This window comes from uncultured Campylobacter sp. (assembly GCF_938030815.1).
Taxonomy (GTDB): Bacteria; Campylobacterota; Campylobacteria; order Campylobacterales; family Campylobacteraceae; genus Campylobacter_B.
The window spans coordinates 1-16,005 of sequence record NZ_CALHII010000212.1 but is presented as its reverse complement, the minus strand read 5'-3'; the positions used below and the strand labels follow the sequence as shown (position 1 = coordinate 16,005).

15 protein-coding genes and 1 pseudogene are annotated in these 16,005 nt (G+C 51.1%); 7 read left to right on the top strand and 9 right to left on the bottom strand.

Annotated elements, in window-relative coordinates:
* Nucleotides 1–1,001, bottom strand: a 1,001-nt coding sequence (locus Q0277_RS08310; RefSeq protein ID WP_297997189.1) for an agmatine deiminase family protein, incomplete at its 3' end; no start/stop codon positions are given.
* 231 nt (nucleotides 1,002–1,232) lie between these two features.
* Between Q0277_RS08310 and Q0277_RS08305 the strand changes: the two genes are divergently transcribed.
* Nucleotides 1,233–1,859 (top strand): ABC transporter ATP-binding protein, encoded by a 627-nt coding sequence (locus Q0277_RS08305; protein ID WP_297997187.1) that lies wholly within the window; start codon nucleotides 1,233–1,235, stop codon nucleotides 1,857–1,859.
* Between the two features lie 48 nt (nucleotides 1,860–1,907).
* Entirely contained in the window at nucleotides 1,908–2,534 is a 627-nt protein-coding gene (locus tag Q0277_RS08300; protein WP_297997185.1) for an ABC transporter permease, read from the top strand.
* Between the two features lie 244 nt (nucleotides 2,535–2,778).
* Here Q0277_RS08300 and ttdB read toward each other — a convergent pair whose 3' ends face one another.
* The 8 genes from ttdB to Q0277_RS08260 all read right to left on the bottom strand — a co-directional run bounded on the left by ttdB (nucleotide 2,779) and on the right by Q0277_RS08260 (nucleotide 11,457).
* Nucleotides 2,779–3,390, bottom strand: coding sequence for a L(+)-tartrate dehydratase subunit beta (ttdB, locus tag Q0277_RS08295; protein WP_297997183.1), 612 nt, complete (start codon nucleotides 3,388–3,390; stop codon nucleotides 2,779–2,781).
* The gene (gene ttdA / locus Q0277_RS08290; RefSeq protein ID WP_297997182.1) at nucleotides 3,387–4,286 is read right to left on the bottom strand and encodes a L(+)-tartrate dehydratase subunit alpha; all 900 of its coding nucleotides are present in this window, start codon (nucleotides 4,284–4,286) and stop codon (nucleotides 3,387–3,389) included. The genes ttdB and ttdA overlap by 4 nt, the downstream gene beginning before the upstream one ends.
* A gap of 11 nt (nucleotides 4,287–4,297) precedes the next feature.
* A complete protein-coding gene (locus Q0277_RS08285) occupies nucleotides 4,298–5,536 on the bottom strand; it encodes a DUF2809 domain-containing protein (protein WP_297997180.1) in 1,239 nt (412 codons plus the stop codon).
* 105 nt (nucleotides 5,537–5,641) lie between these two features.
* The gene (gene larB / locus Q0277_RS08280) at nucleotides 5,642–6,388 is read right to left on the bottom strand and encodes a nickel pincer cofactor biosynthesis protein LarB (protein ID WP_297997193.1); all 747 of its coding nucleotides are present in this window, start codon (nucleotides 6,386–6,388) and stop codon (nucleotides 5,642–5,644) included.
* Nucleotides 6,375–7,157, bottom strand: coding sequence for an ATP-dependent sacrificial sulfur transferase LarE (gene larE, locus Q0277_RS08275; protein ID WP_297997179.1), 783 nt, complete (start codon nucleotides 7,155–7,157; stop codon nucleotides 6,375–6,377). The genes larB and larE overlap by 14 nt, the downstream gene beginning before the upstream one ends.
* Nucleotides 7,129–8,364, bottom strand: a complete 1,236-nt coding sequence (gene larC / locus Q0277_RS08270) for a nickel pincer cofactor biosynthesis protein LarC (protein WP_297997177.1) — start codon at nucleotides 8,362–8,364, stop codon at nucleotides 7,129–7,131. Before larC ends, larE begins: the two co-directional genes overlap by 29 nt.
* 2 nt (nucleotides 8,365–8,366) lie before the next feature.
* On the bottom strand, nucleotides 8,367–9,617 hold the full coding sequence (larA, locus tag Q0277_RS08265; RefSeq protein ID WP_297997175.1) for a nickel-dependent lactate racemase: 1,251 nt from the start codon (nucleotides 9,615–9,617) through the stop codon (nucleotides 8,367–8,369).
* A gap of 172 nt (nucleotides 9,618–9,789) precedes the next feature.
* Nucleotides 9,790–11,457 carry an anaerobic C4-dicarboxylate transporter gene (locus Q0277_RS08260; RefSeq protein WP_297997173.1) on the bottom strand — a complete coding sequence of 556 codons (1,668 nt, stop codon included), beginning with the start codon at nucleotides 11,455–11,457 and terminating at the stop codon, nucleotides 9,790–9,792.
* 295 nt (nucleotides 11,458–11,752) lie between these two features.
* On the opposite strand from Q0277_RS08260, the gene Q0277_RS08255 reads away from it, so the two are divergent.
* From Q0277_RS08255 to Q0277_RS08235, 5 genes and pseudogenes are all read left to right on the top strand, one after another.
* Nucleotides 11,753–12,910 (top strand): hypothetical protein, encoded by a 1,158-nt coding sequence (locus Q0277_RS08255; RefSeq protein ID WP_297997172.1) that lies wholly within the window; start codon nucleotides 11,753–11,755, stop codon nucleotides 12,908–12,910.
* A 12-nt stretch (nucleotides 12,911–12,922) separates the two neighbouring features.
* Nucleotides 12,923–13,849 (top strand): annotated as a pseudogene (locus tag Q0277_RS08250) (cytochrome C); the annotation flags it as partial.
* Between the two features lie 66 nt (nucleotides 13,850–13,915).
* Nucleotides 13,916–14,290, top strand: coding sequence for a squalene/phytoene synthase family protein (locus tag Q0277_RS08245; RefSeq protein ID WP_297997191.1), 375 nt, complete (start codon nucleotides 13,916–13,918; stop codon nucleotides 14,288–14,290).
* Between the two features lie 274 nt (nucleotides 14,291–14,564).
* Complete coding sequence (locus Q0277_RS08240; RefSeq protein WP_297997170.1) at nucleotides 14,565–15,350, top strand: methyltransferase domain-containing protein; 786 nt, start codon at nucleotides 14,565–14,567, stop codon at nucleotides 15,348–15,350.
* Between the two features lie 97 nt (nucleotides 15,351–15,447).
* On the top strand, nucleotides 15,448–16,005 hold a 558-nt coding region (locus Q0277_RS08235), incomplete at its 3' end, for a patatin-like phospholipase family protein (RefSeq protein WP_297997168.1).

Here is a 16,005-nt window from a genome sequence, read left to right as displayed (position 1 = left end):
TCGGGCAGGCGGATGTCGGAGATGACGAAGCTGTAGCGCTCTTCTTTCAGCGCCTGTTTGTCCTTTTCGGGTTGTGCGTAAGTGGGGCAAATAACGGCTCCGTTGATGATGAGGAAGTTGGCATAGGTGGCAGGCAGACGTTCGCCCTCGTCGTAAATGGCGTCGGGCATGGGCAGGCGCAGCAGTCGATAGGGCATGCCTGTTGATGTGCGGAGGCTCATTAGCTGGTGTTCTAAGGCCAAAAAATCCTCGTATTGTTCATCGTGGCTGTCGTCGCATCCCACATATAACAGCGTATTTTCGGGTGCTGTGCGCACAATGGTGTCGATATGTCCGTCTGTATCGTCGCCAACAAGGTTCCCATGGTCAAGCCACACCACATGTTCGGCCCTCAACGCCTCTTTCAGCCGTTGTTCAATGTCGTCTTTTGTCATAGGTTGGTTGCGATGCGGGGCCAGCAGGCATTGCGATGTTGTGAACACCGTTCCCTTTCCGTCGCTTTCTATGGCGCCGCCTTCAAGAACAAAGTCGTTGTGGCTTTCAAGCGTTCCGTTAAGCATTCCCTCGTGATATAGGCTTTGGGTAATGGCGTTGTCTTTGTCGGCAGCAAACTTTTCGCCCCATCCGTTAAACTTAAAGTCCAGCAGCGTGTTCTGTACTTTAAACCCATTGTTGGTGTTGTTGCCCGTAAGCGTTATGGCGGCATGGTCTCTGGCCCATGTGTCATTGGTTTCGCATTGGTGAAACAGTACGTTACGCAGGCGTTCTAGGCCTAAGTTTCGCATAAGCGTTGCCTTCACCTCATCGGTGTCGGGAGCCACGATAAGCACCTTTTCGTGTTTGGCTATGGCTCGTGTAAGCTCCACAAACACCTTGGTTATGTCGGGCAAAATGGGTGCCCAGTCGGTTTTTGCGTGCGGCCAAGTAAGCTGCACGCCGCTTTGCTCGTGCCACTCGGCAGGTAAGTAAAGCTTTATGTCGATGTTGTTGGATGTTGCCATATTTATCTTTCTCCTTCGTTTTCATTGCAAAGATAGCGTAAAAAGCCAACAAACGACACGTTTGTGAACTTTTCTTTGTATTTTTGTAGACAATTCATTACTTTATTAAACTTAAAGAACACTTGGCGCGAACCGTGCCTGGCCATACCGGCGCATAACCTTGTGTGTGTATGCGCACTTTGCCTAACCTTCGCACCATAACACATTATATTATATAGTATGACGGTAGAAATGAAAGACGCCAGTCTTGCGTTAGAGAGTAAAAGCCTGTTCCACAACCTTTCGTTTGTGGTTAGTGGGGGCGAGATGCTTTGCGTGATGGGCGAGTCGGGATGCGGAAAAACAACGCTCTTGCGATGTATATTGGGGTTTCAGCCCCTTGACGAGGGTTCGGTTAGCATTGGCGGAACAGAACTAACGCCCCTCTCTGCGGAGTATATGCGCAGTGTGATGGCCTATGTGCCACAAGAAGTGAACCTGCCTTGCAACACCGTGGCCGAGCTTGTGGCTTTGCCCTACCAGCTACGGGTAAATCGCGACAAACGATTTTCTAAGGAGGCGCTGATGGACCAATGGGTGCGACTGCGATTGGACGAAACCTTATACGATAAGCGGATGGCCGAAGTGAGCGGAGGCGAACGGCAGCGCATTATGCTCTCGATGGCCGGATTGTTAGACAAGAAAGTGTTGCTGGTAGACGAACCAACATCGGCCTTAGACGTTGACAGCGCATTGCTTGTTGCGGGCTATCTGCAAAGCTTGGCCAAACGAGGGGCGGCTATCATCGCCGTGAGCCACGATAGGACCTTTGCAGGGCAATGCGATAAAACCTTGATGCTTAAACTAAACAATCAGTAACCCCAAACACGGCTTTATAAAATGAATATATCCATCATCGGAATGCTCTTGACATTGCTCTTGGTGCTTGTTCCGCTTTACTTCTTCCATTATTTCAAAGTCCCTCTTATTCGCTCTACCATCATCTCTACGGTGCGTATGGTGGTGCAGATGTCGCTTATTGGGCTTTACTTAGAGTTTCTTTTCAGCTACAACAGCTGGTTAATCAACGTGCTTTGGTTTGTGCTGATGGTGCTTGTGGCCTCGATAACGGCAGTAAACCGCACCCGTATGCGCATGCGGCTGATGCTTATGCCCATAGCCGTAGGTTTAGGCGTGGGAGCTTTTGTGGTGTGCATGTATGCCCTTTTCGTGGTGTTGCGCTTGTATAATCCCTTCGATGCACGTTATTTTATACCCGTTGTGGGCATACTGCTAGGTAACATGCTTGGTGTGAACGTGCTTTCGTTGAGTACGTATTATCATGGCTTGCAGCGCGAGCGGCAGTTGTATTTCTATCTTTTGGGCAATGGCGCAACGCGTTTGGAGGCTTTGGCACATAGGAGAAGCGGGCGCGATACTGGGCACGCTAGGGCTTGCAAGCCACCTCTACGCAAGCGTGAAATTCGCGCAGAAAAAATAGCGCGTAGGCTAAATTTACGAAAGAGCTTCGGCGAGATTAGCGTGCGCTTTTAGTCGGCGCTTTAAAACGGCAGTTCTATGGGTCTAAATTTTTAAAATTTATCCCTCGCGACCAGCTAAATTTGCAGATAAAATTTAATCTCGCGCCTAGCCCCGCTGCCTGCTTTATTGATCATCCGCGCTATCCACCCAAAGCTCTTAAAATTTGCCCCTCGCTAGAGCGCTAAATTTTAAAATTTAGCGACAGTGCGTAAGAATTTAAGACGTAGAATTTAAAGCGGGGGCCACCAAATTTTAACTACTTTATAAACCCTACCTGCGGTAAAATTTCAGCTAGCGCCGCGTCCTTTTTCTCGTTAAATTTGACCTTGTTTTGCTCGAAAAGATTGTTTCCGTGCGCGTCGATCGAGACGATGAGCGGACCAAACTCCTTCACGCGGCACTTCCACAGCGTCTCAGGCATCCCAAGCTCCGTCCAGTCCGCGCTCTCGATCTGCTCAACCTGCGTCGCGGCGACCACCGCGCAGCCCGCAGGAAATACGCAGTGTATTGCTCCAAATTCCTTGCAGCCGCTCATCGTGCCCTCGCCCATGCCGCCTTTGCCGACAATGAGGCGCACGCCCGTTTTAGCGATAAATTCGCGCTCAAATTTCTCCATCCGCATGCTAGTCGTAGGTCCGACCGAAACCATCTCAAAGCTTTTTTCGCCCGTTTTTCTGATGATCGGCCCCGCGTGCAGGATCGCGCCGCCTCTGATATCAAGCGGTAGCTCGCGGCCCTCCTCTACGACGCGTCTGTGCGGCACGTCGCGGCAGGTGACGATGTGTCCGCTGAGGTATATGACGTCGCCGATTTTGATGTCGGCCAGATTCTCGGCCTTGATCGGCGTGGTTAAAATTTTCTTACTCATAGCGCGAACTCCTTGTGCGATTTTACGGCAAAGCTTAGCCCCGCGTCCCAGACGATGTGGCCTTTGCGGTGCGACCAGCAGCCCACGTTTACGGCGACGGCGATGACGCTGGGGTGGCGGGCGCAGTTTTCGATATGCACGCCCATCACGGAGCTTGCGCCGCTCATGCCCTGCGGGCCCAGGCCGATTTTATTGATGCCCTCTTCGAGCAGCTTTTCGGTTAGCGCGGCGCGTTCGTTTTGGTTACGCGAGCCAAGCGGCCTCATCAGCGCTTTTTTAGATAGCAGCGACGCCACGTCGATCGAGGTGCCTACGCCTACGCCAACTAGCAGCGGCGGACAGGCGTTTATGCCGTAGCTGGTCATTATGTCCATGACGAATTTCACGACCCCTTCGTAGCCCATGCCGGGCATCAGCACGGTTGCCTTGCCGGGCAGGCTACAGCCGCCGCCCGCCATGTAGGTGTGTATCTCGCACTCGCCGCTATCCGGCACGATCTCCCAAAAGACGCTCGGCGTGCCCTTGCCGACGTTTTTACCGGTATTGTACTCGTCAAACGTCTCGACGCTGTTGTGGCGCAACGGAGCCTCTCGTGTCGCCCGCAGTACGGCCTCTCGCAGTAACTCCTCAAGCTCGCCGATGAGCGGGAAGTTCGCGCCGCAACGCACGAAAAGCTGGATCACGCCCGTATCCTGGCAGGACGGACGGTCTAGCTGCTTAGCTAGGCGCTGGTTTTCAAACATCGTTTTGTAGATCTCTCTCGCTAACGGCTGCGTCTCGCGCTCGGCGAGCTCGCTTAGCTTCGCCGTCACGTCGTCGGGCAGTACCTTGCCCGTGTAGCCGACGAATTTCGCCATAACCTCGGTCATCTTTTGAACGGCTTTTTGTTTATCCATCGCTTCTCCTTTTAAATTTCATCCTCGAAAAACGGCTCGGGGTTTTTAAGCAGCCAAAGCACGAACAGGTATCTAAGCTTACCTACATCTTCGGCATGCCAGCTTTTCCTTAAATTATAAAACATCTTATCAAGCACGTCGTCATTTAGCTCATCTAGCCTATTGCCTAGCTTAAAATATTTTTTGATTTCGACGGCAGCTTCATCGGTATAATCGTCATCCCATAAAATCCAACTTCCGTATTCCCCGTTATAGTCCCAATGCCAATATAAATTAGTAACCGCATGTATCATTTTATACTGCACGCTATCTTTTTGCCTTAAGAATTTCATCCAAAAATCATAGGTAAATTTACTGTATTCTTGCGGATCGTATTTTTCCATATCCGTTGGATACTCGGGCACATATAGATATTCTAATTTTTTGCCGAAGCGCCGCCAAATATAAATTTGCGATTTTTTAGGTAGAAGATTGTATATATAGTTATACATTATTCCAAAATCGATATTAACGACTTCATTTACTTGTTCTACATATACCGAAGAAGCATAACCTTGATTGCCTACGATTATTAACTTTTGATACGGTTGTAAATTTTTATATACATACCACATAAAATTTCTAAGGGGCGTCTCGCCCTTTTTATTTTTAGCGTTTATGTCGCCGCCTTGCATGATGATCCATTCGATTAAATTTGCGCCCATATACACATAGGGTGAGTTTGGGTCTTTTTTCTTGATATCTTTGTCCGCATGTAGCATATGAAGTATCGTGTTGCCGTCTTTGTCAGTCGCATTTATATCGAGGGCTTGAAATACCGCTTTGATCTTTTCTTCATCGCCGCTTTGCAAAATTTCATTAAAATTTTTAGGCAACCTTTTACGCCTCCATAGTCGCGCCTTATCATAAATGATACTTTCAGATACGTAAGCTAAAACACAGCCTATCGCGTAGCAGATGATGTCCGTCCAATCGAATGTTCCACCAAAAATTATCCGCAATATAGAATTTTGGACGCCTAAAATTTCAAGCACTTTAAAATATTGTGCGATTTCGATAACTAGCGAGAGAGCAAAGACCGCGAGCGCTAAAGCTTTAGGCGGTAGTCTGAACGCGGCTCGCCCAAATGCATAAAGCATCGCTGCGGCTAGCACATCGCCTAGATAGTAGCGTATGAAGCCGCTTTTGACGTAAATTGCGATAAAAATTTCAAATGCTAAAATAGCAATACCCATCATCGCCCAGTTCATTCTAGCATCCCAACAATACTCACTTCTAGATGCGTCCGTAGGCGGAAGTACTGCTTTTTTTCGTATCCTCTCTCAATTTTACCCCTTACAAATTCTATTTAAAATTTAGAGATGATTTACCAGGCTCGCGTTATACGCGGCGCCGAATCCGTTGTCGATATTTACGACGCTCACGCCGTTTGCGCAGCTGTTTAGCATCGCTAACAGCGCCGCCAGCCCGCCAAAGCTCGCTCCGTGTCCCACGCTGGTGGGCACTGCGATCACCGGCACGCTCACAAGGCCTGCTAGCACGCTAGCTAGCGCACCCTCCATGCCCGCCACTGCGATCACGACCTTTGCGCCACGTATCTGCTCTAAATTTGCGATCAGCCTGTGCAGCCCAGCCACGCCCACGTCGCTAAATTTGCGCACGTCGTTGCCTAGAAATCTCGCCGTCTCGTACGCCTCCTCCACGACCGCGCCGTCGGCGGTGCCGGCAGAGACTATCGCGATGTAGCTTTGCGTGAGCGCGGGCTCTTTAAATTTGACGCTGATGACGCGGCCGCGAGCGTTAAACTCCGCCTGCGGTAACGCCTCGCGCACCAGCCCAAAAACCCGCTCGTTCGTGCGCGTGATCAGGATATTTTGCCCTCTCGCGCCGATCGCACCAGCGATACGTAAAATTTCATCATCGGTCTTGCCCTCGCCGTAGATCACCTCGCCTGCGCCGTTTCGCAATGCGCGCTGAGTGTCGATCTTGGCGCAGCCCACGTCCTCATAGGGGTAGTTTTTCAGGTATTTTAGCGCCTCTTGCTCGCTCACGCGGCCGCTTTTTACCCCCGCGAAAAGCTCTAAAATTTCATCCTCTCTCATACAAAACATCCTCTCTAAGCCCCTTTAGATCAAGCGTCACATCCGCTGCGCCCAGCATCGTGAGCCGCCTAACGACGCTTTTAAATTTCGCGTCGTTTAGGAAGTCCCGCATGCTAGAAAAGGGCATTTGCAGCTTTATATTTTTTCGGTCGCATCGCGCGCGGACGTTTGTGTAACCGCTTGCGATGAGTAGATTTTCCGCAGCTTCGATCAAATTTAGCTCGCTCTCATCGATCTCGCGCCCGTGCGGCAGGCGCGTTAGCAAGCACGCGTAGCCGGGCTTTTCGGCGGTGGGTAAGCCCAGCTCGCGCGATAGCTCGCGGATATCTGATTTGGTTAAATTTATCAGCGGCGAGAGCACGCCCAGCTCCTCTTTTGCTTTTAGCCCCGGGCGGTGTTCGCCCAGATCGTCTCGGTTCGTGCCGTCTGCGACGCGGCTAAAACCAAGCTCACGGGCGCGCTCGATTAGGCGCGAAAACACCGCCTTTTTGCACAGATAGCAGCGGTTTTCGGGGTTATTTTTGATCCCCTCTGCGACGCCTAGTTCTAAAATTTCGTGGCGGATGCCGTAAAATCTAGCAAATTCCACGGCTTCGGCGATCTCACGCGAGGACATGTAGGGCGATCTTATCGTTATGCCGATCGCTCGTGCACCCAGCGCGTCGTGCGCCGCACGCAGCAGCAGCGAGCTGTCCGCGCCGCCGCTAAATGCGACCGCGAGTTCGCCCAGCCCGCGCAGATCAGCCTTTAGTTTTTCTAGTTTCGTCATAGATTTTTAGCGCCTCTTTTCGCACCCGCTCGATCGTCGTGTCGTGCGCGAGCGCCGCGGCCTTGCAGTCTTCAAATTCGGGCTTTATTTTTTGCGTTTGGCAGGTGCCAGAAATCTTAAGCCCTATCTCGCCGAATTTCGTCTGCACCCGCGCAAAGTCGCGCTTTAGCTCGGTTTTAGCAACCTCTATCTCGCGAACGCCGATCGCCGTCGTGTGCGTAAATATCAGATCCTTTAAATTTTGCGCGTCCTGCTTGCGGCACAGCGCGTTTAGCTCAAAACCCATGCGCCCCTTTTTCATAAAAATAGAGCGGCTAAACACGTCCAGCGCGCCGCTATCTCGCAAAATTTCGCACGCAAGCGCGAAGCTCTCGGCGTCCATATCGTCGATGTTCGTGGAGATTAAAATCTGCTTGCAAACCTCGCCGTAGCCAGGGCGCGCGGCTAAATTTTGATCGTCTAAATCCTCGTCCGCCTCACAGATCATCGCTCGAAGCACGTTTGCAAAGTCCGCTGCGTCTTTGCCGCCAGCGCCGTAGCCGATCTTTTCGATTTTAAAGCTCGCGCCGTCCGTAAACTCGTCCGCGCAGGCCTTTAAGATCGCCGCTCCCGTGGGCGTAGTCATCTCGAAATTTACGCGTCCTAGGCTTACGGGCACGCCTTTTAAAATTTCGCAAACGGCTGGCGCAGGCACGCTAAGCGCGCCGTGATCGCAGATCGCTACGCCGCCGCCGAGCTCGATTTTGGAGCTTAGCACGCGCGAGACGCCGAGTTTTTCAAAAAGATATTCAAGACAGATCGCCGCGCCCGCGATGTCCGCGATACTATCTATCGCGCCGAGCTCGTGGAAATGCACCTGCTCTACGTCTGTGCCGTGCACTTTGGCTTCGGCCTGCGCGATCGTGCGAAATATCGCGCCCGCTCTTTGCTTGCAGTTCCGGCTTAAATTTGAACTCTCTAAAATTTGCCTGATACCCGCGTAGCTTCTGGCGTGAGGCTTGGATTTTAGCGGCACGACGTCGATTTTAGTAGCGGCGATGCCGTTTTTTAGCACATTTTTGCGCTCCAGCTTAAATTCGCCGTCTAAATTTAACTTCTCTAGCTCGGCGCAAAGATAACCAAAATCCACGCCAAGCCCCACCAGCGCGGCCAAGTTCATATCGCCGCTGATGCCGCAGCTCGCGTCGTAATATAAAATTTTAGCCAAAATTACGCCTTAGGCACCGTCATCGAGCCAAACGGCAGGATGATGATTTTAGCGTCCGCGCCCTTTTGCGCGAGCGCGTCGTCCACAGCCTTTTGCAGATCGTGATACGGTTTTAGATGCACGGCGCGCATCTCATCATCACTTAGATCGCTCACCGCCCAAGTCTGCGCCCAGAGCGATATTTCAGCCATTTTAGCGGCCTTGTGATAGCCGAGCTTAAAGCCGGCGCTAATCTTTTCGAGCACCTTTTTAGGCGTGTCTGCGGAGGCCATCAGATCAAAAAACGGCTTTGGTCCGATGCCGGTGCGGCACTTTGCGACCATTATTAAAATTCCGTCCTGCGCAAGTGCTAGTTTGCCGTTATCTAGGGCTTTTTGCGCTTGGTAGAGATCGACGTCCATCGGATAGGGCGCGACCGAGATCACGATATCGGCCTTGCGCGGGATATTTACGCAAAAGACCTCGTCGGCCTTTTTCACACAGTCGTAAAAGCTGTCGTTTAGGTGTCCAGCGCTCGCATAATACACGCCGTGCTCGCTATCAAGCACCGTCTGGATCGAAAAAACGTCGATGTGCGCTAGCACCTTCATCGCATCGATCATATCCTCGTGCACGGGGTTGCCCTCTAGGCGCAGCGCCTGCGCGTCGGAGCTTAGGGCGAGCTTGTGATTTTGCGTGATGCTCTCGTACGACGCGGTGCCCGGCAAAAAGGCCTTTCTACCGCCCGTGTAGCCCGCGAAATAGTGCGGCTCGACCGAGCCGATGACGATTACTTTTTTGGCTTCTGCTACGATTTTGTTTAGATACATCTGCGTGCCGTTTTTGCTCTCGCCTAAAAATACCATCTCGTCATGCTTGGAGTCGTGATCGTGAACTTCGTTTTTGGCGTTAAGCTCGGCGTAAATTTCTTTGCCGAAGATCATCTCGTATTCTTCCTGCGTGCCCTCTCTATGGCAGCCCGTGGCGATGATGAAAATTTTATTTTTCTCGCGAATTTTCGGGTAAATTTGCTTTAAAATTTTTGCCGTCGGCGTAGGTCTCGTGCCGTCATTTACGATGATTACGATCTTTTGCTCGCCCGCTATAAACTCGTCAAAGCTTTTTTGATTTATCGGATTTGCCAGAGCCTTTGCGATGAGCGCCGTTTCGTCAAATTTAGCCACGGGGTTTGGATCAAAAACGCCGAGCAAATTTTTCTCGTTTATCTCTAGATTTAGATGGTCGTCTTTGCCATATGCGATAGGGATTTGCATATCTGCCTCCTGTGTGGAATTTGGCGGGATTATAACGTAAATTTTATTTAAAACGATTTAGCCTTGCGCGGGTTATGAACGGAATTTAGAAAGCTTTAGAATTTAAAAATTTTAAAAGCCGCTGGGATTTGAAATTTAAAGCTCGCGAGCCATATGCCCGCGAGCGCAACTATTATAAATAGCCGTAAATATGAGCGAAGATAAAGCCCATCGCGCATGAAGTAAGAACGCCTATTAGCCCAGGAAAAATGAAGCTGTGGTTGATGACGAATTTACCAATGTGCGTAGTGCCGGAGCGGTCGAACTGGATCGCCGCAAGATCGCTCGGATAGGTAGGTAGGATATAGTATCCGTAGCAAGCCGGTGCAAATGCAATAATAAGGCCCGGATCAATACCGATGCTAACCGCTAGCGGTACGAAAGTAGCAACTGCTGCTGCTTGAGAGTTAAGGAATTTACTAATCAAAAGCGAAACGATGACATACGTCCACGGATACGCCATAACGACCTTACCTAGCGACGCTTTTAGCATTTCGATATGAGCGGTAAACATAGTCTCTGCCATCCATGAAATTCCATAAATGGCTACAAGCGCGATCATACCGCTATGAAAAATTTCATTTTTAGCGATATTGCCCGCTTTGATACCCGAGACAATCATCATAATGGATGCTGCAAGAAGCATGAAAATTTGAATGGTTAAGACCATATTTAAATTTGTGGTCTTTTTCATCGTATCTTTTACGACAATGCTTGCGTTTGCGATGCTCTCGCTCTTATCGCCTGTCGTGATGACGACGTTTCCGTCTTGAGAGACGATGCTTTGAGCTAGCTTTTTATCTTTGTCGTAAATTTCGACGCTATTAAATTTAGTCGCATCTTTGGCTTTAGACTCTTTGACGTTTGAGACGACCTTACCGCCGTCCACCATGGAGATGACCTGACCATCTTTGATCGTGATATTTTTGACCGTTTTTTTATCGACGATGATCTCTACGGATTTGCCCGGTACATTTTTAGTCCACGCAGGACGCAAGCTTTTCTCGTAACCTAAAACCGCTACTAGCGCAATAGTGGCTAAGAATATCCACATGCAAACCCACTTAATCCTAGGAAGCTTTTGACCTAACAATGTCGTGCTTTCGCCGTAGATATATTTTTTCTGCTCTGGATCTTTGATCTTTTCTTGAAATTCCGGATCTTTATCTAGATCTTTACCTCTAAAAATCGACCACGTTCCGATCGCAAGCATACCGATGAAAGTAGAAGGGATTGTTAATTTAAGTAGATCCAAATACGTACTAAAGCCCTCGATATGCACGCCTTGACCTAGTAAGATCGCGACCATCGAAACGCCGGCAACCGAAACGGGGCTAGCGATGATAGCAAGCTGCGAGGAGATCGTAGAAGCAGCCATCGGGCGCTCAGGACGAATCCCATTTTTAATAGCTACGTCATAGATGATCGGAAGCAGCGTATAGACGGTGTGTCCCGTTCCGCATAAGATTGTAAGCGTCCACGCAACAGTTGGAGCGATGATACAAACCATCTTTGGATGCTTACGAAGCAATTTCTCCGCTATTTGAAGCATTACATCAAGCCCTCCCGTAGCCTGTAGCGTTGCACTTGCTACGACAACTGCGAGGATAGTTAAAATAACGTCCACTGCCGGCTTACCCGGCTCTAATCTAAATCCAAACACTAAGATCACTAAGCCTATACCGCCTAGAATTCCCAGCGCCATACCGCCTTTTTTAGCACCATAAAACAAACAGCCCAAGACTATAATGAGCTGCAAAAAGAATTGAGTGCTTTCAGACAAACTTGTCAGAAACTCCATAGTTTCTCCTTCAGTAAAATTTAAAACAAACTTTGGCGATTATACTAACTTTTTATTTAAACAAAATTAAAGGAGCGTTACGAATTGTAAAAATCTATCAAAATAAAAATTTACTGAAATTATAATTTTAAAGCAGAATTTATAGCGAAATGTGAAAAATAAAATTTCACTTAGAGCTGTTTTTACATCATAAAATTTCGCAACTTTTAAGAAAACTTAGAATTCCATTATAGCTCAAGCTTTAAACCGATTTTTAAGCCTTGGAGTAGTATCATTTCACAAAGAGCGGATTAAGATGAATTTTATAAAATTTTGTATTGCCTTTTTGATTTGTTTATCACAGATGGCAACAGCTGGTAGCTTTGATCTAAATGCCACGCTGCGTTTGGGCGCATTCGACGTAAGCTCGCACCGACTGCTTTTATGCGACAGTGGCGGCGAGCTTAGGATGTTTGATACTGCTAAATGGGATGTGGAGTTCGCGCAAAAATACAGCGATAACGAAATTACGGCTTTAAATTTTAAAAACGGCAAAATTTATCTAGCTTGGGGCGGAGCCGAAATCGCGGTACTAAACGATAGACTAAAGTTTTTACGCACGCTTAAGACGGGACGTAGCGGCACAGCCCAAATAGATGCGATCTATGCCACAAAAGACGCGATTTACGCGGTAGTGGATAAGAATCAACTAATAAGATTAGACGAAGACCCTGATAACAGCGCGGATGGCGGCTACGCCCCAGGTGAGAATTCCACCGCGAACGGGCAATCTTTAAATAGAAATTCCGCCTCCGACGGGCTGCGCGGAATTTCGTTTCATTATGGCAGGATCAATGCCGTCAGCCTGGGCGCTAACGGACTTTGCGTCGCAAGCTGGAACGGCGTAGCCTGTTTTAGCGCAGATCTTGTCGCGACTAAATTTAGCGGCATCGATGCAGCGCCTAATCGCGCCGCGCAGGGAGAGCTTGGTGGCGTGAAATTTAAGGATGCGGAATTTAATAGCACGAGAATCGTGCAAGCCTCCGAGCCAAACGAAACGAAAGCTGGCGGCGCAAAGAGCGCGGAATTTCAAGGCTCAGAATTCAAAGGCGCAAAATTTCAAGACGAGGGGCTTAAAACTCAAAGCGAAATTTCAGCCGAAGCTGGCGATAAAAATTTAAGCGGCTCTATAGCCACTGCGCTTGCAGACTGCGACGGGACGCTATTTGCAGGCGATATAGAGGGGAATTTTATAAATTTAAAAAGCGGCGAGCGCAAAAGCGTGGGCTCTTGGATCAAATCCATCGTGTGCGCCCGCGGCACGCAGTTTATCGCTACTAAAGATAAAATTTACGAAAATCAAAAAGTAGGATTAAAGGAGGTTGTGGATTTAAAAAGCGAATTTTTAGCGATGTACGCAGACGGGGAAGCGATCCTCGTAGTCAGCAAATCAGGTAAAATTTTAAAATTCTAAGAAAGGATTAGTATGTTAAAAAGTTTCAAACCCGTGCTTTTGGGCTCGGTTTTGTTCGCCGCAAGCGCCCTGTGTGCCACAGATAGCGACTTAGAGCGCGTGATGAAAGAACGAAATTTAAGCGAAAAAGACGTTTTGGCGGCGGCTAAGACCTATCAGCCGACCGGTCGGAAGGACGATTATATGGTGTTCTCTTCCGGCGGTCAAAGCGGACAGGTGCTCGTTTACGGCGTGCCGTCGATGAGGATCTACAAATATATCGGCGTATTTACCCCGGAGCCTTGGCAGGGATACGGCTTTGACGAGGAGAGCAAGGCGGTCTTAAGATCGGGCTCCATTAACGGCAAAGAGATCAACTGGGGCGACACTCACCACCCAAATTTCAGCGAAAAAAACGGCGAGTATGTGGGCGATTATCTCTTTATCAACGATAAGGCGAACCCAAGAATCGCGGTTATAAATTTATCCGATTTCGAGACTACTCAAATAGTCGTAAATCCCGTAATCAAAAGCGATCACGGCGGCTCTTTCGTAACGCCTAATACCGAATACGTCATCGAAACCAGCCAATACGCAGCCCCTTTCGATAACGACTGGCACCCGATCGAGGAGTATCAGGCGGTTTATCGCGGTGCGGTAACGCTATGGAAATTTGACTACGATAAAGGCAAAATCGACGTAAATAAATCCTTTTCTCTAGAGCTTCCTCCATATATGCAAGATCTAAGTGACGCAGGTAAGGGCGAGAGCTTCGGCTGGGCGTTTACCAACAGCTTTAACTCCGAAATGTACACGGGCGGCATCGAAAAGGGTCTGCCTCCGATGGAAGCCGGTATGAGCCGCAACGATACCGACTACCTGCACGTTTACAACTGGCAAATTCTAGAAAAGCTTGCTCAAGACAGCAAAAACTATAAGGTCGTAAACGGACACAGAATCGCCGCCCAGCACCGCCGCACCTTCACCCGCTCCCTCGACCTGCTTTTGGCCGCCTTGGGTTCATCCGTGCGCGGCCGCGACCTGCCCAAACTGGTCGATGCCTTGGGCTGGTGTTCCACCATGCGCGACCTGCCCGAAGACCTGCGCGCGGGCATCGTCAATATTCCGTCCGAACTCTGGCGGCAGGCAGGATGGCCGTCTGAAAAACGGCACGACCCCGCCGCCCTGAGTGCCGATGCGGCCTTCCGCGATTGGATGCGGCAGGAAAGAAGCCGCGCTCTGCAACTGCTCGACCAAGCCGACCGCCGCACCGCCGCCCTGAACGATGAAACCGCACGCCGCATCTCAAACCTATTCGCCCGTTCCGTGCGCCGTTTCGCCGAACAACGCCTGCCCGCCCGCTACCCGTGGCTGAACGGGCCGACGGATCAGGCCGTCTGAAACGCCGCTTCGGCGGCACAAAGTTTATGCAAATCAACGGCGGTATGGCGGGTTTTATCGTGAATTAAAATAAAAAATACCCGCCATCGTCATGCCCGCTCAGGCGGGAATCCAGAGTTTGCGTTTTCAGGAATGGATAGGAAAGAGCGGTTATCCGACGGTTCGGGTTTCCGCCTGCGCGGGCATGACGATATGGGGCATCCTCATTTGAATTTACTGTATTTGAAGTCATAATCGGACAAACCGCCCGCCGCACATTAAAGGAGAATCCCGCATGACCAACGACCGCTGGCAAATCCACCGCCACCTTGCCGAACAGGCCGACCAACGGCTGCAAATCGTCAAAACCGTCCCCCGCCGCATCCTCCTGGCCGGTGCCGACGGCGACAACAGCCGCCGCCTGCTTGCCGCCCGCTACCCCAAAGCGGCCTTTGCCGAATACGACCCCCGCCCCGAATGCCTGCGCGACGCGGCCGACAAACGCGGCGGCAGCCTGCTGTCCAAACTGGCGGGAAAAACCGTCCCCCAACACTGCCAAGCCCTCTCCGCCCCCCTGCCCGAAGCCTCGGCAGACATGCTGTGGAGTAACCTCGGCCTCGCCACCGAACACAATCCCGTGGCCGTTTTCGCAAGCTGGGCGGGCGCACTGCAAACCGACGGCCTGCTCTTCTTTACCCACTTCGGCCGCGACACCCTGCTCGAACTGACCGACACCTTGGCGCAACAAGGCATCGCCGCCCGCCGGCCCGCCCTCATCGACATGCACGACCTGGGCGACATGCTGGCCGACAGCGGCTTCTACGACCCCGTAACCGACACCGCCCGCCTGAAATTGGAATACCGCACCGCCGACACCTTCCTGCAAGACATGGATACCCTCGGCCTCTGGCACGCGCTGGACTTCGACGACTCGGCCGCCGCCCGCACCGCCATTGCCGGACTGTGGCAGCGGCAAACCCCGCCCGAACTGACACTCGAAACCGTCTTCGGCCACGCCGTCAAGAAAAAAATCCTGCCTGCGGGCGAAAACGAAGTACACTTCTTCCCGAGAAAAACCTGAACAGCCGCCTTTTCAGACGGCCGCCAACCGAAAGAGGCCGTCTGAAACACCCGCGCAGCCCGTTCCATCAAGCAACAACCCACCCGAAGGAAAAAACATGCAGAAATACACCCGCCGTACCGCCCTGACCGCCCTGTGCGCCCTCCTGCTCACCGCCTGCCCGAGCAGCACCCAGCCCGGCGGCAGCCAACCCACGGTTACCCGCCAAAAACCGCAGGCCGTCGTCGCCATCGCACTGGGCGGCGGCGCATCCAAAGGCTTCGCCCACATCGGCATCCTCAAAGTCCTCAAACAACACAACATCCCCGTCAAAGTCGTTACCGGCACCAGCGCGGGCGCGATAGTCGGCAGCATGTACGCCAGCGGCATGTCGCCCGACCGCATGGAACTCGAAGCCGAAATCCTCGGCAAAACCGACCTCGTCGACCTCACCCTCTCCACCAGCGGCTTCATCAAAGGCGAAAAACTGCAAAACTACATCAACTACAAAGTCGGCAACCGCCCCATCCAGCAATTCCCGATTAAATTCGCCGCCGTCGCCACCGACTTCTCCACCGGCAAAGCCGTCGCCTTCAACAGGGGCAACGCCGGACAAGCCGTCCGCGCCTCCGCCGCCATCCCCAACGTCTTCCAGCCCGTCGTCATCGCCGGCCGC

What these genes read in the sequence shown, in the direction of transcription:
- Q0277_RS08305 (WP_297997187.1), top strand. Translation starts at nt 1,233, where the DNA reads ATGAAAGACGCCAGTCTTGCGTTAGAGAGTAAAAGCCTGTTCCACAAC.
- Q0277_RS08240 (WP_297997170.1), top strand. Translation starts at nt 14,565, where the DNA reads ATGACCAACGACCGCTGGCAAATCCACCGCCACCTTGCCGAACAGGCC.
- larB (WP_297997193.1), bottom strand. Translation starts at nt 6,388, where the DNA reads ATGAGAGAGGATGAAATTTTAGAGCTTTTCGCGGGGGTAAAAAGCGGC.
- ttdA (WP_297997182.1), bottom strand. Translation starts at nt 4,286, where the DNA reads ATGGATAAACAAAAAGCCGTTCAAAAGATGACCGAGGTTATGGCGAAA.
- Q0277_RS08285 (WP_297997180.1), bottom strand. Translation starts at nt 5,536, where the DNA reads ATGAACTGGGCGATGATGGGTATTGCTATTTTAGCATTTGAAATTTTT.
- Q0277_RS08260 (WP_297997173.1), bottom strand. Translation starts at nt 11,457, where the DNA reads ATGGAGTTTCTGACAAGTTTGTCTGAAAGCACTCAATTCTTTTTGCAG.
- larE (WP_297997179.1), bottom strand. Translation starts at nt 7,157, where the DNA reads ATGACGAAACTAGAAAAACTAAAGGCTGATCTGCGCGGGCTGGGCGAA.
- ttdB (WP_297997183.1), bottom strand. Translation starts at nt 3,390, where the DNA reads ATGAGTAAGAAAATTTTAACCACGCCGATCAAGGCCGAGAATCTGGCC.
- larA (WP_297997175.1), bottom strand. Translation starts at nt 9,617, where the DNA reads ATGCAAATCCCTATCGCATATGGCAAAGACGACCATCTAAATCTAGAG.
- Q0277_RS08255 (WP_297997172.1), top strand. Translation starts at nt 11,753, where the DNA reads ATGAATTTTATAAAATTTTGTATTGCCTTTTTGATTTGTTTATCACAG.